Source organism: Nocardia yunnanensis (assembly GCF_003626895.1).
Taxonomy (GTDB): Bacteria; Actinomycetota; Actinomycetes; order Mycobacteriales; family Mycobacteriaceae; genus Nocardia; species Nocardia yunnanensis.
In genome coordinates, this window is sequence record NZ_CP032568.1 from 3,421,620 (window position 1) to 3,444,815 (window position 23,196).

Below are 23,196 nucleotides of genomic sequence, written 5' to 3' on the forward strand. Positions count from 1 at the left end.
TGGTATCGGTGGAGGTGACGCGACGGCAGTCGCCCAACTACCCGGCCCCGGACCCGTCGATCGGCGCGGCGCCGATGAATCAACTGGCCCCGCTGCACTTCCTGCCGGACGCGAAGTTCACCGGCGTGGTGCGTCCCAATGTCGACACGCTCTACACTTCGATGTTCTTCGACGTGTCGCAGGAACCGTTTGTGGTCAGCGTGCCCGATATGGGCGGGCGCTATCACTTGTTCCAACGTCATTGCCATCCAGGACAAGATGACCGCGGTCCCGCTCAGCGCGGTCGGTACCGCCTACACCCCGCCGACCAATACCGATCTGCACCCGGACTGGCCCAAGGATCAGGAAGTCGCCAAGTACATCCACAACCTGACCCCGCAACAGTATTGGGATCTGTATTACGCGAGCCTGTCGCACGCCCAGACCCGCCCCGCCGACAATGCGCTGCTCGATCAGTTGGCGTCGATCGGCTGGACCCCGGACAAGAAACTCGACCTGGCCGCGCTGCCGGAGACCGAGCGCGCCCGGTGGGAACAGGCATGGCCGAAGGCGTTGTCGCAGATCGAGGTCGACATGGGCAAGAGCGAGGTCAATGGCTGGAAGATCGGACGCAGCGGGGTCGGTGACTACGGCACCGATTACGCCTCGCGCGCAGTGGTCGCCTACGCCGGTCTGGGTGCGAACCTGCCCCAGGACGCGATCTACCCCAATACTCGCGTCGACGACAAGAACACCCAGCTCAACGCCGACCACACCTACGTGCTGCACTTCCCCGCCGACCAGATCCCTCCAGTCAAGGGTTTCTGGTCGCTGACCATGTACGACGATCGCGGCTTCTTCGTCGACAACCCGATCAACCGCTACGCCGTGCGCGGCGAGCGTCTCACCAAGAATCCCGATGGGTCGGTCGACATCTACATTCAGCGTGAAAACCCGGGTCCGGCAAAGGAATCCAACTGGCTGCCCACGCCCGCGTCCGGTGACTTCAACGTGATGATGCGCACCTACTGGCCCGACCAGAAGATCATCGACGGCGCCTGGAACCCGCCCGCGGTCACCCGCACCAACTGACAGCAGGTCATATCCAGGTCATATCCCCCATCGGCCGAGCGGTCTCACGGCAGCCATGAGACCGCTCGGCACGCTATCCCGCGTACCCGCGGATCGCCGTCTCGCGAATGAACGGAGGAACACCAGCATGAGCCCGGATCTGAAGGCCGTCGCCTTCGACGCCTACCGATCACCCGGGCCCGAACGAGAATCCAACTGGCTGCCCGCACCCACCGGCCCGTTCCAGGTCATGCTGCGCATCTACTCACCCCACGGCGAACTGCTACGCGGCGAACTCGCCATACCGCCCCTGAGAAAGAATCTCTGACACCGCCGGCACCCGATGAAGTTTCCATTTGGGGCTGAGGCACATCTACCTGGAGCGAGTCATACACGGCGACCTAAGGCATTCCACCCGGCCTCGGCTCTCCGCTGTCGCGCGGGTCGCAAGTGTCCTGCTCGATGCCCCCGGTCTGCCGCTGATCGAACGCATCAGCCGCTGATCGCTCTGTTCGGACCGGCCAAATGGCGGCAGGCGCTCAGCGGCCCTCGAGTTCGTCGGCCCGTTGGCGAAGATCAGCCGCGATGCCGTCACACTCAGGCCCGAACATGTACAGGCTGTCGGCTGCTTCGCGTAGTACGGCAGGATCGTCGGGGCGTTGTAGAACTGCCAGGCGGTAAGCCAGGTTCCGGATCCACACCGGCAGGAACCCGTCTGCGATGTTCGGTGACAACTCGTGCAGCATGGCCAAGATCGCCTCTGCATCGGCGAAGGTCAGTTCATTGAGAAACGTTCGCTCGTCGTGCTCTTCGATGCATTCCGGAGCTGGGTGGAACTCGTCGCCGTACATGCACGTGCATGCTCGGTCAGCGTGTTGTGCACTCAGCAGAGGCTACGGGCCGCGAGTGGCAACGTCCTGCGCTGCCTGCTGACCGCTGACCGCTCGGTTCAGGCCGACTGACACGGGTCAGCCGAAGATCAACTTTCAGAGCCCATCTGAAGTCCCCCGCACTACTGCCGCGACTCTCGAGTGCAGCATCGACCGTACTCACCGGACAACCTCAACAGACACTTTGACATCATGGACACCATGCTTCACCTCGTGCTATTCGAACCGCGCATCCCGCCCAATACCGGTAATGCCATTCGGCTGGCGGCTGGGACGGGGTGTCAGCTGCATCTGATCGAACCGCTCGGTTTCGACCTATCGGAGCCGAAGCTACGGCGGGCCGGGTTGGACTACCACGACCTGGCCGTTGTCACCGTGCACGAGAACCTCGCGGCCGCTTGGGATGTCATCCGGCCCGAGCGGGTCTTCGCGTTCACCGCGACGGCCACCACGCACAACACCGATATCGCCTATCGCGACGGCGATGTCCTGCTCTTCGGGCCCGAGCCCACCGGTCTGCCCGCGGCGGTCCTCACCGACCCGCGCGTCACCGAGCAACTGCGCATTCCCATGCTGCCGGGCCGCCGCTCCATGAATCTGTCCAATGCCGCGGCCGTCGCGGTTTACGAGGCGTGGCGGCAACTGGGCTTCCCCGGCGCGGTCTAGTCGTCGATCTCGAAGCGCTTGAACCGGGAGGTGGCGCCGGCGATCAGGCGCACCGCCGACTTGGGGACGCCGTAGTGCGAGGCCAGCAGTTCGATGGCCGCCCGGTTGGCCTTGCCTTCCACCGCGGGCGCTCGCACATACAGGTGCAGGGCGCCGTCGTCGCTGGTTTCGACCAGCGGGCCCTTCTTGCTGCCGGGTTTGATGGTCGCCCGGACCACTGTCGGCACGCCGTCTCCTTTCCGAGTCATGTCGCCCCTTGTCGAGTCGTGTCATTGTCTCGGAAACCGGGTAAGCGGTGAACGTGGTTTGGCCGTAGTGTCTCGTTTACCAGGTCGGTAGCGGGTCGCCCGGGAAGGAAGTGAAGATGGTCAAGCGTTTTCTGTTGCTGTTCTCGGCCGTGGCGGGGGTGATCCTGCTGGCGACGGGCACGGCCGCGGCCGGCCCGACCGACGTGCACGACGACTCGCACGTGCTGGATGTCGGCAAGGTGACCAATGCCGCGGCGCAGCTGTCGGATCCGGTGCACATCTTCACCACCGAGAAGTTCTCCGACGATCACGGCAAGTTCGATCAGGAAGCCCAGAGCCATGTCTCGGGCGCCTCGGACGTGGTGCTGGCCATCAACACCAAGTCGAAGTTCCTCAGCATTCGCACGGGCGCCAACTCGCACATCCGGGAAACCGGTTCCGCGGGTACGGCTTTCAAGAACGCCTTCGGCAACGGCGACTACACCGGCGCGACGGTCGCGGCGCTCGGCGCCCTGAAGGCCGCCGCCGACCAGCCCGCGCCCACCGGCGCCAAGGCGGCCAATCCGGCCCCCGCACCGGCCGCGCAGCCCGCGCACAAGAGCACCGGCTTCGGCTGGCTGGGCCTGCTGTGCCCGATCGTGGTCATCGGCGGCATCGTCGCCGCCGCGGTGGCGTTCTTCCGCCGCCGCCGGTCCAACCCGCCCGGCCCGATGTCGGGTCCCGGTGGCGGCTTCGGCGGCGGTTACGCCCCCGGCGGCCCGGGTTACGGCGGCCCGGGCTACGGCGCGCCCGGCCGAGGCGGCATGAGCCCCGGGGCCGCGGCCGGTCTCGGCGCGGTCGGCGGCGCGGTGGGCGGCGGCCTGCTCGGCTACGAACTCGGCCGCATGGAAGGCGAACACGAGGAACGCGACCGCGGCGGCGACTACGCCGGACCGCCCCCGGGCGGCGGCTACGACCAGACCCCCCAGGACTGGGGCGGCGGAGGCGGCGACTACGACTTCGGCGGCGGCGGAAGCGATTTCGGCGGCGGAGACTCGGGTGGCGGCGGCGGCGGTGACTCCGGTGGTGGCGGCGGCGACTTCTGACTCCCGCAACCCGATCCGCAAGACATTGCGTCAGCGGAAGTCGCGGGAGCGGCCCTCGATGCGCAGGTTCATGCGCTGCAGGTGGTCGGCGACGACGGTGACCGCACCCTCGGCGTTCTGCACGCGCCCGCGGATGAGCAGGGCGGGCGCGGTGGTGGCGAGCCGCCGGTAGCGCGCCCACAGCCCCACCGAGCAGACCACGTTCACCATGCCGGTCTCGTCCTCCAGATTCAGGAAGGTGACCCCGCCCGCGGTGGCCGGTCGCTGCCGGTGGGTGACCGCGCCGCCGACGAGAACCCTTGTCCCGTCCCGAATCTCGAGCAGCCGGTCGGCCGGGACGACGCCGAGCGCGTCGAGCCGCTCGCGCAGGAATTCGGTCGGGTAGCTGCCGGGCGAGACCCCGGTGGCCCACACGTCGGCGGCGGCCAGCTCCAGCGCGCTCATCCCGGGCAGGGCCGGGGCGGCGGTGGCCGCGCCGGTGCCGGGCAGCCGGTCGGGCCGCTCCCCCGCCGCCGCGCCCGCCGCCCACAGCGCCTCGCGGCGGGTCGCACCGAGGCTGCCCAGCGCACCCGCGGTGGCCAGCGCTTCCGCCTGCGGCACAGTCAATTCCACCCGCCCGGTGAGGTCGACGAACGAGGTGTAGGGCCCGGTCTCGCGGGCGGCCACGATCTGCTCGGCCAGCTCGGTGCCGATGTGCCGGACCGCGGCCAGCCCCAGCCGGATCTCCATCCCCTTCGCCTCCAGGGTGGCCTCGGCCAGACTGTGGTTGATATCGGGCCCGTGCACCGCCACCCCGTGGCGGCGGGCGTCGGCCACCAGCGACTGCGGCGAATAGAACCCCATCGGCTGGGCGCGCAGCAGCCCGGCGCAGAACGCCGCCGGATGATGCAGCTTGAACCACGCCGAATAGAACACCAGCGAGGCGAAACTCTGCGAATGGCTTTCCGGGAAGCCGAAATTCGCGAACGCGTACACCTTCTCGTAGATGCGGTCGGCCACCTCGCCGGTGATGCCGTGCAGCTCGCGCATGCCCTGGTAGAAGCGGTCCCGCAGCCGTTCCATCTTCTGCGTCGAGCGTTTGGAGCCCATGGCGCGGCGCAGCTGATCGGCCTCGGCGGCGCTGAATCCGGCGACGTCCACGGCCATCTGCATGAGCTGTTCCTGGAACAGCGGGATGCCCAGGGTGCGTTCCAGCGAATTCTCCAGGGCCGGATGGTCGTATTCGACCCGCTCGTGTCCGTTGCGCCGCCGGATGTAGGGGTGCACCGACCCGCCCTGGATCGGCCCGGGCCGGATGAGCGCGACCTCCACCACCAGGTCGTAGAACTTGCGCGGCCGCAGACGCGGCAGGGTCGCCATCTGGGCGCGGGACTCCACCTGGAACACGCCCACCGAGTCGGCGCGGCACAGCATGTCGTAGACGGCGGTCTCGCTCAGATCCAGCTGATGCAGTTCGACGGTCTGCCCCTTGTGCTCGGCGACCAGGTCGATCATGTAGTGCAGGGCCGAGAGCATGCCGAGCCCGAGCAGGTCGAACTTCACCAGCCCCGCCGAGGCGCAGTCGTCCTTGTCCCATTGCAGGACACTGCGATCGGCCATGCGCGCCCATTCCGTCGGGCACACGTCGGCGATGGGCCGGTCACAGATCACCATGCCGCCGGAGTGAATGCCCAAATGCCTTGGCAGACCCTCCAATTCACCGGCCAGCGCGAGCACGTCGTCCGGGATGTCGGTGTGCTGTTCCTGCGCCACCCCCGTCCACCGGCTGACCTGTTTGCTCCAGGCGTCCTGCTGCCCGGTCGAAAAGCCCAGGGCCCGTGCGGCATCCCGCACCGCCGAGCGGCCGCGATAGGTGATCACATTGGCCACCTGCGCGGCGTACTCGCGCCCGTATTTGGCGTAGACGTGCTGAATGGCCTCCTCGCGCCGATCCGATTCGATGTCCACGTCGATATCGGGCGGCCCGTCCCGCTCCGGGGACAGGAAGCGCTCGAACAGCAGCTGATTGTCGACCGGGTCCACATTGGTGATGCCGATGGCGTAGCAGACCGCCGAATTGGCCGCCGAACCCCGCCCCTGACAAAGGATTCCGTTGTCGTGGCAGAAGCTGACGATGTCGTGCACGACCAGGAAGTACCCCGGGAATTTCAGCTCCGCGATGACCCTCAGCTCGTGTTCGAGCTGCCGATACGCCTGCTCGTTCCCGGCGCGCGGCCCGTAGCGCCGGGCCGCGCCCCGGAAGGTCAGCTCCCGCAGCCACGAGTTCTCGTCGTGCCCGTCCGGCACGTCGAAGGGCGGCAGCTGCGGTGCGATCAACCGCAGATCGAAGGCGCATTCCCGGCCCAGCGCAACGGCATTCGCGACGGCGCGGGGGCAGGCCGCGAACAATCGCGCCATCTCGTCACCGGAACGCAGGTGCGCGCCACCGGTGGGCGCCAGCCAGCCCGCCATGTCGTCGAGGCTGGAGCGGGCGCGAATGGCGGCCAGCGCCATGGCCCGGCGTCGTTGCGGCGGCGCGGCGAAATGCGCTCCGGTGGTGGCCAATACGGGTAATCCGACCCGGTCGGCGAGTTCGACGAGCCGGGCATTGCGCTCGTCGTCCTCGGGGACCCCGTGATGGGTGAGTTCCACGCTCACGTGCTCGCGGCCGAAGCGTTCCACCAGGTCCCGCAGCGCCGCCTCGGCCGCGCCGTCGCCCTGCGAGAGCGCTTGCCGCACAGTGCCTTTGCGGCAGCCGGTGAGGATGTGCCAGTGCCCGCCCGCCGCCTCGGTGAGCCGGTCCAGGTCGTAGCGCAGAATGCCCTTCTCCCCCGCCGCCATGTGCGCGGCGGCCATCTCCCGCGACAGCCGCCGATAGCCCTCCTGCCCGCGCGCCAGCACCAGCAGATGCGGTCCCGCGGGATCGGGCGCGCCGGTGCGCGGCTCGGAATTCAGTGCGTCCGAATCGTTGTCGCGACCGCGCCGCCGTCCGCGCGGTACCAGGTGCGCGCCGGCGCGGGCCGCGGTGCCGATGGACAGCTCGGCCCCGAAGATGGTCGGCATGCCCCATTCCCGTGCCGCCTCCGCGAAGCGCACCACCCCGTAGAACCCGTCGTGGTCGGTGAGCGCGAGCGCCTCGAGCCCCAGCCGCACGGCCTCCTCCACCAGCTCCTCGGGCTGGCTGGCCCCGTCGAGGAAGCTGTAGGCCGAATGCGTGTGCAGCTCGGCGTAGGGCACCGCGGACTTCCCCGCCCGCAGGTCCCCGGCCTCGTACTTCTCCCGCTTCCGCGACCAGGCCGGGCTGTCGCCGCCGTCGCCCTCGACCCGTTTGCGCGCCGGATCGGGCCGCCCGGACAGCACCCGTTCCATTTCCGCCCAGGTCGGCGGGCCGTCGTGCCAGCCCATGACGCACCTCCTCCACCAATCCGACCGGTCTCGAGTATCGAACATACATTCGAAACCGATTGGTCTCTACAGCGGCACGCGCACACGTGATGGCGCTGGAACTTACTTTGGAGTAAGTTCGGGGCAATTCGATCTGCAAGGGAGCGGTGATGACTGATACCTCCGTCGGCAACGAGTCCGGTTACCTGGCCCGTCGGCGTGCCCGCCGCGATCTGACCGGCAAGCACATCGTCATTACCGGCGCGTCCTCCGGGATCGGCCGGTCGGCCGCGATCGCCGTCGCGGACAAGGGCGCGGTCGTGATCCTGCTGGCCCGGCGCGCCGACGAGCTGTCCACCGTGGTGGACGAGATCACCGCCGCGGGCGGGCGGGCCTTCGGCTACCCGTGCGACGTCACCGATCAGGACTCCGTCGACAAGACCCTCGCCACCATCCTCGACGTTCACGGGCACGTCGACATGCTGGTCAACAATGCGGGCCGGTCCATCCGCCGCGCCGTGCACCGCTCCACCGACCGCATGCACGACTTCGAACGCACCATGGCCGTCAACTACTTCGGCGCGGTGCGCATGACGCTGGGCCTGCTGCCCCAGATGCGCGAACGCAACGACGGGCACATCGTGAACATCTCCAGCGCCGGCGTCCAGGTCGCCACCCCGCGCTTCGCCGCCTATCTGGCCAGCAAGGCCGCGCTGGACAAGTTCGCCGAGGTGACCGCCGCCGAAATGCGTTCCAGCAACATCACTTTCACCACCATCCACATGCCGTTGGTGCGCACCCCCATGATCGCCCCCAGCGGCGACCAGGGCACCGGCACCCAGTCCCCCGAATGGGCCGCCGCGACCATCGTGCGCGCTCTCACCGACCGGCCGCGCCAAATCGACGTCCCCATCGGCACTTTGGCCGAATACGGCCAGCTGTTCGCCCCCGGCATCAAGGAGCGGGTGCTGCACCGCTACTACCGCGCCATCCCCGACTCCGCCGCCGCCAAGGGCGAAGCCGCCCCCGAGCCCGATACCGACGACGAGGACGCTCTCCCCCCGCCGCGCCGTCGCCGCCCCGTCCCGCCCGCCGTCCGCGTCACCGGCACCGCCCTGCGTCGCGCCGCCCGGCTGGTCCCCGGCACCCACTGGTGAGGAACCCGGCCCGCGGGCGGGAGCTGCGGGCTCTTCACTCTCCCGGGTGAGGACGGGATCATCCCTGCGCGGGAGGCGCACCGATGCCGTCCCGGGGCAGACTCGGTGGGCTATGGGTATTCACGATGCCGTCGCGGCAGGCCGGGTGAAGTGGGTGGTCGACGCGGTCGTCACCGTACTGGTGACGGTGGTGACGGTAGCCCCGCAGCTCGCCGACCATCGGCCGTGGTGGGTAGTCGCGACGGCATTGGTGGCGGCGCTGCCGCTGTGGTGGCGGCGGCGCGCGCCGCTGGCGACGGGAGCGGTGGTCGGGACCGCGATTACCGTGCTGGCATGTGCGCACGCGCTGCCGGCGCTGCCGTTCGGCACCGTGGTGTGCGCGTACACGATCGCCGCGTACAGCCCGCCGGCGGCACGGTGGGCGGCGGCCGTGGCGGGGGTGCTCGGCATTCTGGCCTCACTGGTACTGCCCAACGAACCGGTCGAGGCGTACGGCTATGCGGCGCTGTCGTTTTCGACCGCGTGGACCTTGGGCACCGGTGTTCGCGCCCGGCGCGCGCAGATCGAATTGCTGGAGGAGCGGACCCGGCGGCTGGACGAGGAACGCAGTGCCGCGGTGGCCAACGAGCGGGTCCGCATCGCCCGGGATGTGCACGACATCGTCACGCACGCACTGGGTTCGATGATCGTGCAGGCCGAGACCGGTCCCCTGCTGACCCATGATGACCCGGGACGCGCCGACGCCGTCTTCACCGGCATCGCGGACACCGGCCGCAGCGCCGTCCGCGAGCTGCGGCACAGCCTCGCCGTCCTGCACGACGGTGCGGAGCCCCGCCACCAACCCGGTACCGCCGCGATCCCCGATCTTGTGGACGGCGCCCGCCGCGGCGGATTGGCGGCCGTGCTCACCGAAAACGGCACGCGCCGAACGGTATCCAGCGAGGTGGAGGTGACGGCGTACCGGGTGGTGCAGCAGGCGCTGGCGAACACCCTCGAACACGCACGCGCCGAGCAGGTCACCGTGACGCTCGACTGGTCCGACCGCCTGCTGACCGTCCAGATCCGCGACGACGGAAACCAGCCCGCCGCGCCGGCGGGCCGCACCGGAAGCGGCCTGATCGGCCTGCGTGCCCGGGTGGAGGCGGCCGGGGGCCGGTTGTCCGCCGGACGCACCGACACCGGCTTCACCGTCCGCGCCGAACTCCCTCTCGCCCAGGAGCATTGAGTCGTGCGTGTACTCGTCGTCCTCCCTCTCGCCCAGGAGCATTGAATCGTGCGAGTACTCGTCGTGGACGACCAGGATTTGTTCCGTGGAGGCTTCGCGCTGATCCTCTCGGCCGAGCCCGACATCACAGTGGTGGGTGAGGCCGCCGACGGTCTGGAGGCGGTCGCGCTGGCCGAGGAGCTCGCCCCGGACGTGGTGGTGATGGATATTCGCATGCCGCGGCTGGACGGGGTGGAGGCCACCGCCCGCATCTGCGCCCGGACCGCCGCGAGGGTGCTGGTGCTGACCATGTTCGACGTGGACGAGTACGTCTACGCCGCACTGCGCGCCGGGGCCAGCGGGTTCCTGCTCAAGGATGCCCGGCGCGCGGAGCTGGTCGCCGCGGTGCGGGTGGTCGCCGCCGGCGAGGCGCTGCTGGCCCCCGCGGTCACCCGCCGCGTCATCGCCCAGCTGGCCGGGCAGGGCGGTCCGCGCCCGGAGCTGGCGCGCCGCCTCCCGGAACTGACCGACCGGGAACGCGACACCCTGCGCGAACTGGCCCGCGGGCAGTCCAACGCCGAGATAGCCCGGGCCTTGACCGTATCCGAGCACACGGTGAAAACCCATGTGAGCGCGGTCCTTTCGAAACTGTCGCTGCGTGACCGCGCGCAGGCCGTGGTCTTCGCCTACGAGGCGGGACTGGTGGTCCCGGGCCGGGACGGCTGAATCCGCACCCTGGATCCGCACCGCCGCCGCTATCGCGGGCCGCACCGCCGCCGCTATCGCGGGCCGCACCGCCGCCGCTATCGCGGGCCGCACCGCCGCCGCTATCGCGGGCCGCACCGCCGCCGCTGTCACGGGCCGCATCGCTGCCGCCGAATTGCTGCGTATTCGCGCCGCCGCGGAATCCAACTGGCGCAGCTTGCTCGCTCGTGAGAGCGGGGCACGGTTCGTCCTCGTCGGCGATGTGCGACCTGCGTGGCCGCTTCAGCATCGATGGGGTGACAACCAGGCATCTTCCCGACAGTTCCGTTCGGACCGCCCGCCCCGCGTGGGCGTGGTGGGTGGTCGCCGCGACCAGCGTTTCCGCGCTGCTGTGGCTCTTCGGCACCGGCTTGCATCCCCGCCCCGGATTGGCCGCTCTCGCACCGCTTCCCGTCCTGCTGCTCGCACCCCGGGTGTCCGCCCGGACCACGTTCGCGGCCGCGTTCGGGTCCTGGTTCCTCGGCGCGCTCCCCTACCTGCGCTACTTCCTGCACACCGTCGAACAGCCGCCCTTGTCCGCGTTCGGACTGGTGCTGGGCACGGCGACGATCTACGCCGGCCTGCTCCTGCTGACCCGATTCCTGGTGCGGCACGGTCGTTTCGCCGCGGCGATCCTCGCTCTGCCCGCCGGCTGGGTCCTGATGGAGTACCTGATCTCCCGCGCCGGTCCGTTCGGCGCGTGGTGGAGTCTGGCCTACACACAGTCGGCGGTGCTGCCGGTGATTCAGGTCGCGGCCTTGACCGGCTGGCTGGGCGTCTCGTTCCTCGTCCTGCTGGTCCCGGCCGCCCTGGCCGTGCTGATCGATACCGCGACCCCGCGCCACACCCGAATCCGTTGCACCGCAGCGGCGCTCACCATGGCGGTGGCCGTGTGCGGATACGGTTACGCCCGGCTCGCGCAGCCCACGGGTGCGACGGTGCCGGTGGGCCTGGTCGCCGTCGCGCAACCCGAGGACTACGTGCCGGTCGATTCCCCCGACGGCCAAGACATGATCACCCGTGTGGTGGCCGAGGTCGAGCGCTTGGCCGATCGCGGGGCCCGCGCCATCGTGCTTCCCGAAAAAGCCTGGCGCGCCACCGATTCCACCTTGCCGCTGCTGTCCGGCCCGCTCACCGAGGTCGCAACCCGCCGCGATGTGCACGTCATCGCGGGCCTGGTCCTCACCCGAGCTGATGCCAGCGTCAACGCCGCCATCGACTTCCCCACCGGCGTCGTCTACGAAAAGCACTATCTGGTCCCGGGTTTGGAATCCGATCTGCGCCCCGGCACCGCCTGGACTCGGGTCCCCGGCACCTCCTGGGCCCTCGCCATCTGCTTCGACCTCGACCGCCCCGCGCTGGTCCGCACCAATCGCGCACAGGGCGCGACCCTGCTCCTGGTCCCCGCCTTGGATTTTCGCGAAGACCGCTGGCTGCACAGCCGAATGGCCGTCCTGCGCGGCGTCGAATCCGGTCTCGGCATTGCCCGCGCCCCGCAGTTGGGTCAACTCGTGGCCAGCGATTCCCGAGGCCGGATCCTGGCCGCCGCCGACACCGACATCACGGTCACCCGTTCCGTCCTGGCCGCCATCCCCGAACCGGGCCCCGAGACCTTCTACGCCCGTTACGGCGACTGGTTCGCCGCCCTCGCCGCCCTGCTGTTCGCCCTCACCCTCACGGCAGCGGCCGCCTCGCTCAGGACAATTCGCGAATCTCGTCCGCGACGACAGCGGTCGCGGGTTTGGGCGGCGCACCGCAACTAGCCTGCCGGGGCGCGTAGGCCACGGTGCGGGTGGTGACCACCCAGCGGCGGCCGTCACGATGCACGACTTGGGCCGCCCCCGCGAAAGTGGCTGGGTCCCCGGCGAGTTCGACATGATCCGGCACCGGCTCGACGGTGAGATCGTCGATGCCCGCCCCCTCCGCGAGCCGTTGCCGGATCGCGACTTCCGCCACCTGTTCGACCGGGCTGTAGCAACTGCGCCCCCGCAGACCCTGGAGCGAGACTTCGCCCTTGTCGGCGGCGGCGAGCATGGTGTGGGCCGCGGTGTCGTCGAGGCGGCCGTAGGTGAGCCCGGTGGGCAGCAGGATGACGGCGGGAGCGAAGCGGTGCCCGCCGGTGTGCGAGCACTCCCACACCCGATCGGGATGGGCGGCGGACAGACTCGCGGCGATCGGGCGGCCGAGCATGGCGCAGCACTGGTCGCGTTTGCCGTGGGCGCAGACCAGCACCAGCGGATCGGTCACGGCCGCACCGATTCCCGGGGCGGGCCCGTCGACCACATGCAGGTCGATGTCCAGCAGCTCCCGCAGATCATCGATCTCCAAGCGCTCGCACCAGGAACCCTCCGGCCGGGAACTGGCGAGCAAGACGGTGCGCCGCCCGCTGAATTCGCGACGCCCGGTCCGCCGGATCAGCGTGGGCCGCACCCGCGCGGCCTTGGTGCGGGCGGCCAGTTCCGGGGTGATGTCGGGCCCGAGCACCTCGTCGCCGATCACGTCGCGTCCCCACGCCCCGGGTTGTTCGACGCACAGCCAGCCGGTGATGCGGGTCGCGCCGCCGGGTAGCGGAATCTCCTGTGCCGCAGACGAACACGACAGTCCTTCGAATCCGGTCACAGTGGCTGTCCGTTCACAGTGCGTCTTCCGTTCACAGGGGCTTCCCATCGATCAGCTTCCGAATCACCTGTTCGAGCCGCCGCTGCCGGGCCTCCGGCCGCACCGCGCTGCCGAGGTGGTAGTCGACGGCGAGGCGGGATTGCGCGGGCAACGTCTCGAAGAAGGCGGCCGCCTCCGGATGCCGGGCCAGCGCGGCCAGGAAGTCCGCGGGCAGATCCTCGCCGACGGCGTTGTCCCAGCGCCCGTCGGCCTTGGCGCGGTCGATCTCGGCCTGCCCAGCCGGATGCATGAGGCCGGCGGCGATCAGCTCGCCCGCCAGTCCCACATTGCGCTGCGACCACTGGCTGCGCGGGCGGCGCGGGGTGAATCCCATGACGAGGAAGTCGTCGTCGAGGCTGCGGGACTGCCCGTCGATCCAGCCGAAGCACAGGGCCTGCCGCAGCGCGCTGTCGTAGTCGAGGGAGACGAAGGCCGAGCCCTTCTTGGCGAACTTCAGCCAAATCCCGTCCACGGCCGCGTGATTGGCGGTGAGCCAGTCCCGGAACGACTGCTCGTCGGGAAACCACAGCGTGGGACGCTCGGATGCGGACACCGTTCAACTGTAGAGAGCGCCGCGCCGCCGCCCGGCCAGGGGCGGGCTAATGCCCCAGGAAGGGCAGCACTTCGGCCTCGAACTCGCGGTAGCGGTCGCGGTGGATGCTGTGGCCGCAGCCGAAGGCGCGCACGGTGCAGTCGGCCATGGCGGCGCGCATCTGTTCCAGTTTGCCCGGATCCACCATGCCGCCGGGGCCGCCGCGCAGGAACAGGGTGGGCGCGGTGATGTCGGCCAGGCCCTCCCACCACTCCGGATACGGTTTGCGGAACTGTTCGAGGGCGACGCCGGTCATGGACCGATCGAACGACAGCACCGCGCGCGGATGCCGGATCAGGCTGGAGGTGGCGTGCCACAGTTCCGGCACCGAGGGCAGCCGGCGGGTGAAGCGGACCGGTTCGTCGCCGGAGCGCAGCGGCAGCGGTTGCTCCTCGATCACCAGGCGGCGCACCAGTTCCGGTCGCTGCATGGCCGCCCACGAGATGGCGTACCCGCCCAGCGAATGGCCGACCAGGTCCACGGTCTCGAGCTCGAGCCGTTCGCACAGCCGCAGGATGTCGGCCCCGAATTCGGGGAACAGGTAGGAGTCGGTGTGGGCGCTGTGCCCGTGCCCGCGCAGATCGGGGATGATCACCCGCCGCCCGCGTCGCACCAGTTGTGCCGCGAAACGATCCCAGGTGTGGCCGTCGCCGCCCATACCGTGCACGAGCACGACGGGGGTGTCGCTGTAGAGGTGGCCGCCGACCGCGCCGGAATCCCGGTAGGCGATCGATACGCCGGCCAGCGAAACGCGAGTGATCGTCGACTCCACGAGGGTCCAGAGTACGGACCGGTACGCCGGAGCTCACCGGTTTGTGCGCACCGCCATATCGAATTCCGCGCCGGGCTCGGTTGCCTATTCATTCGGTTGACGAATGATGCCGAAACGCACCGGTTCTCGCCTCGATGCCGGTTTGTCCTGCCCTGATGTCCACTTGCTACAACATGTGAAATAGATCACTTTCACATTTGGGATAATCGCCAGACCGTCACGGTAGCGTCCTTCCCGATTCACCAAAGCTATTTCTGTCGGGGAAATATGGTTCTCAATGCTGCCGCCCCCGCGGTCGATCTCGAGGAACCGAGCCCACCGCGGCCGTCCTTCGCTACCTCCTGGGTGCTCCTGGTCTCCATCCTCACCGCGGCGTTTTTGGCCATCCCGACCTGGCGTTACGACTTCTTCGGCGACGAGCTGTACTTCGTCGCCGCCGGCGCCCACCGCAGCATCACCTACGCCGACCAGGGCGTGCTGATCCCGCTGCTGGCTCATCTGGCCGACGTGCTGGCCCCCGGTTCGGCTCCGGCGCTGCGGCTTCCCGCGGTGCTCATGACCGCGGCCGCGGTCGTGATCAGCGCCGCGGTCGCCCACGAACTGGGCGGCGGGCGCACCGCGCAACTGGTCGCGGCGGTCGCCTACGGGATCTCACCGCTGGCCGCGACCCAGGCCGTGCAGCTGAGCACCTTCTCCTTCGACGCCACCTTGCAGGCCGCCATCATCTGGCTGCTGATCCGCTGGATCCGCACCCGCGAGGACCGGCTGCTGGTCGGCATCGGCGTCATCGCCGCCATCGACCTGCAGGTCAAATGGTTCATCCCCACGATCCTGCTGGTGCTGGCCACCGCGGTGTTCCTCGCGGGGCCGCGAGAACTGCTGTGGCGCAGCGCCCTTTGGCGGGGGGTGGCGATCTTCGTGCTCTCGGCGCTGCCCGGCCTGTGGTGGCAGCAGACGCACGGGTGGCCGGCGCTGGCCATGAGCAAGGTGATCGGCGCCGAACAGGACGCGGCCGGCGGCGGACCGCTCGCCTGCCTCCCGCAGATGATCGGACTGTGCGGTCTGCTCGGCGGTCTGCTCGCCGGCTGGGCGTTCTGGTGCCTGGCCCGGCAACGCCGGCTGCGGCCCTACATCTTCATGCTCGTCGCCTCCGGACTGCTGATCGTCGTCGTGCTCGTCGGACACGGACGGCCCTACTACACGGCGGGATTCCTGCCGGTGCTGTTCGGCATCGGCGCGGCCGCGCTGCCCTATTCGATGCACGATCGCGGCGGTCGGCTGCTGCGCGTCATCGCGGTGCCCGTGGTGGCGCTGTCGCTGGCGATCATCACCGCGCTGCTGATCACGCTGCCGCAACCGGCCTCCCGGGTGCACGGCGCCATTCGCTCGCAGGCCGACTTCGCCATGCGGACCAGCATTTACGGCTACTCCGGCTGGTCGGAGCTGACCGCGAAGGTGGCCGGCGCCTACCGGCAGCTGCCCGAGGCGGATCGGCCGAAAGTGATCATCGCCCAGAACTATTGGCAGGCTGCCGCGCTTCAGAACTTCGGCCGCGACTACGACCTGCCGCCGGTCTACAGCCCCAATCGCGGCTTCGGCTACTTCGGGCCGCCGCCCGCCGACACCGGCGCGGTGCTCTACGTCGGGCTCGACGGCGCCGATCCGGCGCTGCGGCGGCAGTTCGGATCGGTGACCGTGCTGACCCATCTCAACGTCCCCAACGGCTTTCCCGGCGTCAACAGCGATATCGCCATCTCGCTGTGCCGCCGGCCCAATCATCCCTGGCCCGAACTCTGGCCGGACATGATGGATCTGCATCTGCCGCTCGGCATTTGAGCCGTCCTGCCGGACTACTCGTAGAGGCCCTCCACGTGCCAGGCGTGGTTGTAGCCGAGCAGCAGCAGCGCGCGCAGGCGGGTGGTGCCCTCGGCGTCCAGCTGCACCTGGGCGCGGGCGGCGAACCCGTCCTCGACACGGTGCGTCCACCAGTGATCGTCCACCGGCCACGGGCCCGCCCAGCCGGTCAGCCGCCACGAGCTGCTGCCCCAATGCAAGTGGGCGGGATCGGCGGTGAACAGTCCGCGATCGGTCACCCAGACCGGGGAACCGTCGGCGGCCGCCAACCGCACCCGCGGCCGGTGGGTGAGCACCAGCGCCGGCGCGGGCTCGGGCAGCCGGCCCGGCCACGGCTGCGCCGGATCGGCCGCGGGCACCGGCTCGTCGCCGAGCGTGACCATGGTGATCCGCTCCTCCGGCCCTCGCCCGCCGCTGAGCACCCCGACCCGCACGGCATCGCCGCCGAGCAGGCTCTGCACCCGGATCAACGCCCGCCGCGCCCGCTCCTCGTCCTCCCCGACCCCGCCCCACAGGCCGAGCTGTAGCGCCCCCGCGGCCACCACCTCGACCGGTTCCAGGCGCAGCAGGGTGATGGCGGCATCCGGCCCGGCGTCCCAATCCTCCTGTGCCCGCCCGCGATCCAGCGAGCGGCGGGTGAGCCAGCCGTCGAGTTGCCAGCGGATGCGGTCGGCGGTGCTGTCGGGGGTGAGGGGTTCGGCGCAGCGCCAGGTGCGGGAGAGTTGTTCGCCCGCTTCGGTTTCGGCGTGGATGATCAGGCGGGTGCAGGCGACCGCGGCGGAGGCCAGGCGGGTGTGCAGTTCGGCGGCGAGCATGCGGCCGGCGAAGGCGGCCATGTCGACGCGTTCGATCGGGGGATCGCAGCGGTGCTCGACGGTCAGGTCGGCGGCGGGCAGGCGGGCGGCGGGCGGGCGCTCCGGGACCGCGCGGGCGCAGCGGTGCGCGACGATGGCGTCCGCGCCGAAGCGTGACGACACCTCCGCCGGGGTGAGCGCGGCGAAATCGCCGATGCGGCGCAGGCCCAGCCGGTGCAGCAGATCCACCAGTTCGACCCGCTGCGGCGCGGCCAGCACCGGCTCCACCGCCAGCTCCGAAATCGGCATGGGGGCAAGGAATTCCGCGCCCAGCCCGGGCGGCACCAGGGTGGCGCGCCGGGCCGCGAACACCGCGGTGGACAGCTCGTCGGCGATCCCGATCTGGCATTCCACCCCGACCGCCGCGACCGCGTCGACCAGCCGTTCGGCGGCGGCCGCCTCGGAGCCGAAGAACCGCGCCGCCCCGCGCGCCGACAGCGCCAGCATGCCGGGCCGCAGCACCTCCACCCCGGGCACGGTCGCGTCCACCGCCGCCACCACGGGCTCGAACAGCCGCGCGTCGCGATCCGAATCGTCCTGCGCCACCAGCACATCCGGGCACCGGCCCTGCGCCTCCCGCTTGCGCAGCCCCCGCCGGATCCCCTCCGCCCGCGCCACCGCCGTACAGGCCACCACCCGATTGGCGGCGAACACCGCCACCGCCCGCGTGACCTCCACCCCCGCCTCGGCGGCCGCCGCCACCGCGGGCCAGTCGGGGCACCACACCACCAGCACCCGCCGCGTCTTCGCCTGCGGTGCGCGGCTTTCCATTCGGCGGTCAGCCGACGGCATGGCGCGCCACCCGCAGCGGCTCCGCGGTGGGCTGGGCGGTGGTGGCGACCCATTCGACGCGGCCGCCCGCCGGGTTGAGGGCCAGGTGGCCGGAGCGGGGCTGGGCGGAGCGGCCGCGCACGGAGACGTCGAGACGGACGGTGCGCAGGCGACCGCAGCCGCGGCCGAGACCGTCGTAGCCGGCGACCCGGGTGTCGATGTGCAGCGCGGACCCGGACCAGGAGCCGTTGGTGACCAGCAGGGTGGAGTTCTTGCTGCGGGCACGGGCGGCGAGAATCCGGGTGCGGGACATGGGAACAGCGAGTCCGTCGAGGCCGAGCACCACCAGATCCAGCCCATCCAGCAAAACGGAGGCAACCTCGAGCGGATCGGGTCCGGGCTCGGACACCACCGCGAGCCGGTCGAGCCGGGCCCCCATCTCGACCGCGGCCAGCAACCCCAGCCGCGGCATCCCGACCACGGCGGCATGCCCGCCCGCGCTCGTCACGGCGGCCAGCAGCCCGGCGAGCAGCGATCCGGCCCCGTTGTAGACGACCACCGACCCCTTCGCCAAACCGCCGTCGGGCAAAAGGTTTTCGAGTGCCGCCGGCACCGGCAGCGCGTCCCGGCGCGGCTGCTCGGCCGCCGGCGGGGGCGCCGACGCCTCGCTACCGCGCGCGGGCACCGCCGCCATCTTCCGCCGCAGCTCCGCCAACTGCGCCCGTTTGGCCTCCGCAGCCGAACCCATCTAGCGACCACCCTCTCTCAGCACTGGTCCAGCTACCTGACATAATCGAAAATATGTTCGATCACTGCACAGTAGAACTCGAGTCGCAGGACGCGTCAAGGGCCGCCGCTCGGCGGCGCGGATCCGGTCGTGTCTCGGCGGCCGTTTCGTCCGGTAGGTCGGGAGGGGTCGAGAAAATCGGCGCGCGCGGCGGGAAACGAAACGCTGTGTGTCCGTGTGGGTCTGGGAGAGGGACGCAGGTGAGGGCGGGGTGAGCCAGCAAACGCCGGGTTTCGAACCAGGCCAGTCAGGATGGTTTTCCGCTACCCTGCACCCGTGACCGAACGACCCCGTCCCATTGTCGGCCCCGACTATCTGGTGGCCGGCCGCTACCGTCTGCAGTCCAAGCTGGGCGGTGGTGGCATGGGTGCGGTGTGGCTGGCGACCGATCGGCTGCTGCACCGGGATGTCGCCATCAAGCAGGTGCTCACCACGCAGGGGCTCAGCGAAGCGGAAGCGCAGGAAGTGCGCAGCCGCATCATGCACGAGGGGCGGGTGGCGGCCAAGCTGTCGCACGAGCACGCCATCGCCGTGTACGACGTGGTGCTCGAGGCGGGCGAACCCTGGTTGGTGATGGAGTACCTGCCCTCGCGCAGTGTGGCCAAAGCCCTTGCGCTGGTGGATCGCCTGTCGCCGATCGAGGTGGCGCAGATCGGGGCGCAGGTGGCCGACGCGCTGGCGGCCGCGCATTCGGCGGGCATCGTGCACCGCGACATCAAGCCCGGCAATATCCTCGTCGCCGATCGCGGCGACGAGGTCGGCATGGTGAAGCTGTCGGACTTCGGCATCTCCAGCGGCGCCAACGACGCCACCGAGGAGATCGGCGACGTCATCACCGGCACCCCCGCCTACCTGCCGCCGGAGGTCGCGCGCGGCGCCCGGCCCACCACGGCCAGCGACGTATTCTCGCTCGGCGCAACGCTGTACACCGCCATCGAGGGTCAGCCGCCCTACGGTTTCGACGACGACAGCAATGTCATCGTGGAGCGCGCCGCCATGGCCCAGATCGTTCCGCCCACGCGCAGCGGTCCGCTCACCGACGTGCTGCTGCACATGATGGAGCCGGCCCCGCAGCGCCGCCCCACCATGACCGAGGCGCGCAACGAGATCCTCACCGCCGCTTTCGGTCCCGGCACCGCGCCCTACATTCTCAAGGCCCCGGTTCGCACCGAGGACGGCACCATTCCGGCGTGGGCGGCCCGCAATTCGGCGGCCGGACTGCGCAGCCCGCTCTCCAGCCCGCTGCCCCGTCCGCAGCGCGCCCAGGCCGCGACTCCGGCTGCCCCGCAACCGAAGTCGAAGAGCTTCGATTTCAGCGCCCTCGGCCCGAACGCCGGCCCGCTGGCGGTGGCCATCGGTCTGCTCATCGGCCTGCTGATCATCATCGTGCTGGTGGTGGCGCTGTAGCGGTCAGTCGATGCGACGACGATGAGCCCAGCGGGTCAAGGCGTTCCGGTTGGACTGCTGGGTTTTGCGTAGCACGTTGGAGGCGTGGGTCTCCACCGTCTTCACCGAGATGAACAGGGTTTCGGCGATCTCGCGGTAGGTGTAGCCGCGGGCCAGCAGCCGCAGCACCTCCAGCTCGCGCGGCGTCAGCGAATCCAGTTCCGGATCCAGGGGCGGTTCGGGCACCGGCGATTTGCCGGTGAAGGAGTCCAGCACGAACCCGGCCAGGCGCGGGGAGAACACGGCGTCGCCGCCGGACACCCGGCGAATGCCGTCGGCGAGCTCGGGCCCGGAGATGGTCTTGGTGACATACCCGCGCGCGCCGGCCCGGATCACCGCGATCACATCCTCGGCCGCGTCGGACACGCTGAGCGCCAAGCACACCGGGCCCGGATCGATGCCCTGCAGCACCGCGACCCCGCCCCCGTCGGGCATGTGCACATCCAGCAGCACCACATCCGGCGCGGTCGCCTTGATCCCGGCGATGGCCTCGCCCACGCCGCCCGCCTCGCCGACCACCTCCATATCGGATTCGCGGCTCAGCTCCGCGCGCACCCCCGACCGGAACACGGCATGGTCGTCCACCAGAAAGACCCGCACACTCACCTAGTTCTCCTCCGCCTCCATCGACCCGCGGCTTCCTGACGCCGGCACACCCACATCCTGCTGCACCACCAGTCGCTCGTCACCACCGTCCTTGCGCGGCATGTAGATTCGCACCTCGGTGCCGTTGCCGGGCGCGGATTTGATCTCCACGTGCCCGCCGCGCCGCTCGATGCGGCCGTGGATGGACTTGGCCACGCCCTGCCGATCCTTCGACACCGCATCGGGGTCGAATCCGGCGCCGCGGTCGCGCACGAACACGCTCACCTGATGCGGCTCCACCTCCGCGTAGAGGTCGATGGTCGGCACCCCCGCGTGCTTGGCGGCATTGACCAGCGCCTCGCGGGCGGCCCCGAGCACGGCGGTGAAATGCTCCTTGGGCAGCCCGATTCCGCTGTCGTCCACATCCATCGACACATCGCCGACGGTGACGGGTGTGACCTTCACCCCGTGCTGATCCTCCACCTCGCCGGCGATGGTGCGCAGCGCCGCCGCCAGACTCGACTGCGCCGGGCCGGTGTCCTCGAACAGCCACTTGCGTAGCTCGCGTTCCTGACTGCGGGCCAGGCGCACCACTTCCTGCGGATCGTCGGCCTGCCGCTGGATCAGGGCCAGCGTCTGCAGCACCGAATCGTGCAGGTGCGAGGCGATCTCCTCGCGTTCGTCATTGCGAATCCGCGCCGCGCGTTCGTCGTTGAGCGCCCGCACCATGCGCAGCCACAGCGGCACGGTCAGCAGCCCGGCCCCGACCAGGCTGACCGCGACCGCCAGCAGCGCCGACCCCAGCGAGCTGAGATTGATCCGCCCCAGCACCACCACACCCAGGCCCACCACGATGAGGGTGGCCCCGCCGACAATGCGCGCCCACGTCACCACCGACGGTCTCGTCGGCAACCCGATGACGGATCTCGGTCCGTCCGCGTCGAATTCGCGCCACACCAGCGCCGCGCCGATGGCGACCACGATGATCGGCCCCACCACATGCGCGGCCGTCCCGCTGAACACCCAGGCGGTGGCGACCGACAACGCCATCCCCAGCAGCGCCAGCCCGATGCCCTGGCGCCGCTCCGCCGGGGTCGGCGGGGACGCGTCCTCGCCGCCCGGCGTGAAGATCCACAACATGCCGTAGGCCACGATTCCGGCCCCGGCCAGCGCGGCCAGCAGCACGAACACGACCCGCACCTTGAAGACGTCGACGCCGAGATGATCGGCGATCCCGCCCGCCACCCCGCCCACGATGCGCCCACCGGACCGCCGCACCAGCTTGGGCTGGGTCACCGGGGTGACCGCCCCGCGGGCAGGGTCGTACAGGGGCGCGGACGGGTACATGCCTTCGATACTGGCACGACGCCCCGACAGCCGACATCAGGAAACACCCCGATTCGATCCCTGAGCCGTCGAATTGTCCGATCCGGACGAAAAACCGGCGTTGAACTGCACGGAAACGAAGGCGGACGGGAGCGCCGGCGGATACCGGATCGATCATCTGCCTACCGCTCCGGACAGCCGGCCCGAGGCAGGGCGAACGGATTCCGGCCGGACCGGATAAGTGCCGCGACACGCCTCGACCAGCGGATTCACCCTCCGGCGGCGGCCGAGCAATGCCCCGAAGCCCTTGTCGTTCCCTACCTTTCATCTCAGCGGGGCCGACCGGCGCCGCAGTACGGAGTCGGGGAGGACTCATGATCATCAAGACCGCTCTCATCGGTGCCATCACTGCCGCGAGCCTGCTCGCAGGAGCGGCCACCGGCATCGCCCATGCGGACGGGGGCCTCGCGCCACACGAACGGACGACCGTGGCGCCGACCGGAATGTCGGTCACCGTCGGCACCATGGACGCCGCCCACCGCGTGGTCCCGCCCTTGAACGGGATGCCGACCAGCCGCGAGGTGTACTTGGACAACACCTCCTACGGCAGGGTGGCCGGCGGCGCCGGCAGGATCCGCACCGGATACTTCGTCGCCTGCGCCGTGGATCTGGACGTGAAATTCGACATCCACGCGAAGGCGGGCGTGGACGTCACCCTGAACGCCGGGGTCTCGGCCGGGCTCGACATGGTCACGCCGACCGCGAGTGTGAACATCGAGCCGGCGATCGGCGGGGGCATCGGGATCGATCTGGGCATCACGCCCGGCAAGATCAAGGACATCCCGCTGGGCGAGAAGCAATTGGGCCCGGACAGCACCGGCTACCTCGTCAACCGCGACTACCAGCTGCGGGCGGACGGCTGCGGCGGCCCGCTGACCGTGCAGTCCTACACCATCATCGAGGGCACCTCCCCGGGAGCGGATGCGGCCGACTACATCGTGGGCGACCCGATTCAGCTGTGATCCGCACGGAACGGCGATCAATGCGGTGACGGCCGCGGTCACGGTGAAAGGCATGCCCGCCGAGCCGTAGTCGCGCTCGACTCCGGCCGCCGTCGGGCTTGGGCGCGGCGGCCGGGGTCGGA

General features: G+C 70.1%; 21 protein-coding genes and 1 pseudogene. 12 read left to right on the top strand and 10 right to left on the bottom strand.

Translation table 11 applies throughout. From position 1 onward, the window contains the following. Positions 1 to 74 precede the first annotated feature (74 nt). From D7D52_RS40320 to D7D52_RS15870, 3 genes and pseudogenes are all read left to right on the top strand, one after another. Positions 75 to 224 (top strand): annotated as a pseudogene (locus D7D52_RS40320) (DUF1254 domain-containing protein); the annotation flags it as partial. A gap of 34 nt (positions 225 to 258) precedes the next feature. After that, positions 259 to 1,071: a DUF1214 domain-containing protein gene (locus D7D52_RS39175; RefSeq protein WP_246023883.1), complete on the top strand. Its 813-nt coding sequence runs from the start codon at positions 259 to 261 to the stop codon at positions 1,069 to 1,071. 55 nt (positions 1,072 to 1,126) lie between these two features. After that, positions 1,127 to 1,378, top strand: a complete 252-nt coding sequence (locus D7D52_RS15870) for a DUF1214 domain-containing protein (protein WP_120737270.1) — start codon at positions 1,127 to 1,129, stop codon at positions 1,376 to 1,378. A gap of 211 nt (positions 1,379 to 1,589) precedes the next feature. On the opposite strand, the gene D7D52_RS15875 is transcribed toward D7D52_RS15870, so the two are convergent. After that, on the bottom strand, positions 1,590 to 1,901 hold the full coding sequence (locus D7D52_RS15875; RefSeq protein ID WP_120737272.1) for a hypothetical protein: 312 nt from the start codon (positions 1,899 to 1,901) through the stop codon (positions 1,590 to 1,592). Between the two features lie 240 nt (positions 1,902 to 2,141). On the opposite strand from D7D52_RS15875, the gene D7D52_RS15880 reads away from it, so the two are divergent. Next, entirely contained in the window at positions 2,142 to 2,606 is a 465-nt protein-coding gene (locus D7D52_RS15880; RefSeq protein WP_120744152.1) for a tRNA (cytidine(34)-2'-O)-methyltransferase, read from the top strand. Here D7D52_RS15880 and D7D52_RS15885 read toward each other — a convergent pair. After that, entirely contained in the window at positions 2,603 to 2,833 is a 231-nt protein-coding gene (locus D7D52_RS15885; protein ID WP_246023885.1) for a DUF167 domain-containing protein, read from the bottom strand. The two genes, D7D52_RS15880 and D7D52_RS15885, sit on opposite strands and share 4 nt — an antisense overlap. A gap of 137 nt (positions 2,834 to 2,970) precedes the next feature. On the opposite strand from D7D52_RS15885, the gene D7D52_RS15890 reads away from it, so the two are divergent. Next, complete coding sequence (locus D7D52_RS15890) at positions 2,971 to 3,939, top strand: hypothetical protein (protein ID WP_162958334.1); 969 nt, start codon at positions 2,971 to 2,973, stop codon at positions 3,937 to 3,939. A gap of 30 nt (positions 3,940 to 3,969) precedes the next feature. On the opposite strand, the gene D7D52_RS15895 is transcribed toward D7D52_RS15890, so the two are convergent. After that, complete coding sequence (locus D7D52_RS15895; protein WP_120737278.1) at positions 3,970 to 7,323, bottom strand: error-prone DNA polymerase; 3,354 nt, start codon at positions 7,321 to 7,323, stop codon at positions 3,970 to 3,972. Positions 7,324 to 7,472: 149 nt separating this feature from the next. Here D7D52_RS15895 and D7D52_RS15900 point away from each other — a divergent pair, with 149 nt between their 5' ends. The 4 genes from D7D52_RS15900 to D7D52_RS15920 all read left to right on the top strand — a co-directional run bounded on the left by D7D52_RS15900 (position 7,473) and on the right by D7D52_RS15920 (position 12,170). Then, the gene (locus D7D52_RS15900; protein ID WP_120737280.1) at positions 7,473 to 8,459 is read left to right on the top strand and encodes an SDR family NAD(P)-dependent oxidoreductase; all 987 of its coding nucleotides are present in this window, start codon (positions 7,473 to 7,475) and stop codon (positions 8,457 to 8,459) included. A 112-nt stretch (positions 8,460 to 8,571) separates the two neighbouring features. Next, positions 8,572 to 9,684 carry a sensor histidine kinase gene (locus D7D52_RS15905; RefSeq protein WP_120737282.1) on the top strand — a complete coding sequence of 371 codons (1,113 nt, stop codon included), beginning with the start codon at positions 8,572 to 8,574 and terminating at the stop codon, positions 9,682 to 9,684. A gap of 48 nt (positions 9,685 to 9,732) precedes the next feature. After that, positions 9,733 to 10,389, top strand: coding sequence for a response regulator (locus D7D52_RS15910; RefSeq protein ID WP_246023886.1), 657 nt, complete (start codon positions 9,733 to 9,735; stop codon positions 10,387 to 10,389). A gap of 275 nt (positions 10,390 to 10,664) precedes the next feature. Next, positions 10,665 to 12,170, top strand: coding sequence for a nitrilase (locus tag D7D52_RS15920; protein WP_162958335.1), 1,506 nt, complete (start codon positions 10,665 to 10,667; stop codon positions 12,168 to 12,170). Here the strand turns inward: D7D52_RS15920 and D7D52_RS15925 are convergent. Genes D7D52_RS15925 through D7D52_RS15935 form a run of 3 tightly spaced genes read right to left on the bottom strand, consistent with a single transcriptional unit; the run spans position 12,103 to position 14,429 of the window. Then, positions 12,103 to 13,026, bottom strand: a complete 924-nt coding sequence (locus D7D52_RS15925) for a ferredoxin family protein (protein WP_246023887.1) — start codon at positions 13,024 to 13,026, stop codon at positions 12,103 to 12,105. The two genes, D7D52_RS15920 and D7D52_RS15925, sit on opposite strands and share 68 nt — an antisense overlap. Before the next feature lie 31 nt (positions 13,027 to 13,057). After that, positions 13,058 to 13,618, bottom strand: a complete 561-nt coding sequence (locus D7D52_RS15930) for a YdeI/OmpD-associated family protein (RefSeq protein ID WP_120737289.1) — start codon at positions 13,616 to 13,618, stop codon at positions 13,058 to 13,060. A gap of 46 nt (positions 13,619 to 13,664) precedes the next feature. Next, positions 13,665 to 14,429 carry an alpha/beta fold hydrolase gene (locus D7D52_RS15935; RefSeq protein ID WP_120737291.1) on the bottom strand — a complete coding sequence of 255 codons (765 nt, stop codon included), beginning with the start codon at positions 14,427 to 14,429 and terminating at the stop codon, positions 13,665 to 13,667. Between the two features lie 267 nt (positions 14,430 to 14,696). On the opposite strand from D7D52_RS15935, the gene D7D52_RS15940 reads away from it, so the two are divergent. Continuing rightward, a complete protein-coding gene (locus D7D52_RS15940) occupies positions 14,697 to 16,265 on the top strand; it encodes an ArnT family glycosyltransferase (protein WP_120737293.1) in 1,569 nt (522 codons plus the stop codon). 14 nt (positions 16,266 to 16,279) lie between these two features. Here D7D52_RS15940 and D7D52_RS15945 read toward each other — a convergent pair whose 3' ends face one another. Beyond that, positions 16,280 to 17,929, bottom strand: a complete 1,650-nt coding sequence (locus D7D52_RS15945) for a DNA polymerase Y family protein (protein ID WP_246023888.1) — start codon at positions 17,927 to 17,929, stop codon at positions 16,280 to 16,282. Continuing rightward, positions 17,916 to 18,656: a hypothetical protein gene (locus D7D52_RS15950; protein ID WP_120737297.1), complete on the bottom strand. Its 741-nt coding sequence runs from the start codon at positions 18,654 to 18,656 to the stop codon at positions 17,916 to 17,918. Before D7D52_RS15950 ends, D7D52_RS15945 begins: the two co-directional genes overlap by 14 nt. Positions 18,657 to 18,971: 315 nt before the next feature. Here D7D52_RS15950 and D7D52_RS15955 point away from each other — a divergent pair, with 315 nt between their 5' ends. Further along, the gene (locus tag D7D52_RS15955) at positions 18,972 to 20,102 is read left to right on the top strand and encodes a serine/threonine-protein kinase (protein WP_425464636.1); all 1,131 of its coding nucleotides are present in this window, start codon (positions 18,972 to 18,974) and stop codon (positions 20,100 to 20,102) included. Between the two features lie 3 nt (positions 20,103 to 20,105). Here the strand turns inward: D7D52_RS15955 and D7D52_RS15960 are convergent, their stop codons facing one another. Both D7D52_RS15960 and D7D52_RS15965 read right to left on the bottom strand, forming a co-directional pair. Further along, complete coding sequence (locus D7D52_RS15960; RefSeq protein WP_120744153.1) at positions 20,106 to 20,741, bottom strand: response regulator; 636 nt, start codon at positions 20,739 to 20,741, stop codon at positions 20,106 to 20,108. 6 nt (positions 20,742 to 20,747) lie between these two features. After that, entirely contained in the window at positions 20,748 to 22,073 is a 1,326-nt protein-coding gene (locus D7D52_RS15965; protein ID WP_120737301.1) for an ATP-binding protein, read from the bottom strand. 353 nt (positions 22,074 to 22,426) lie between these two features. Here D7D52_RS15965 and D7D52_RS15970 point away from each other — a divergent pair, with 353 nt between their 5' ends. Continuing rightward, positions 22,427 to 23,074: an MspA family porin gene (locus D7D52_RS15970; RefSeq protein WP_162958336.1), complete on the top strand. Its 648-nt coding sequence runs from the start codon at positions 22,427 to 22,429 to the stop codon at positions 23,072 to 23,074. The last annotated feature ends 122 nt before the right edge of the window (positions 23,075 to 23,196 follow it).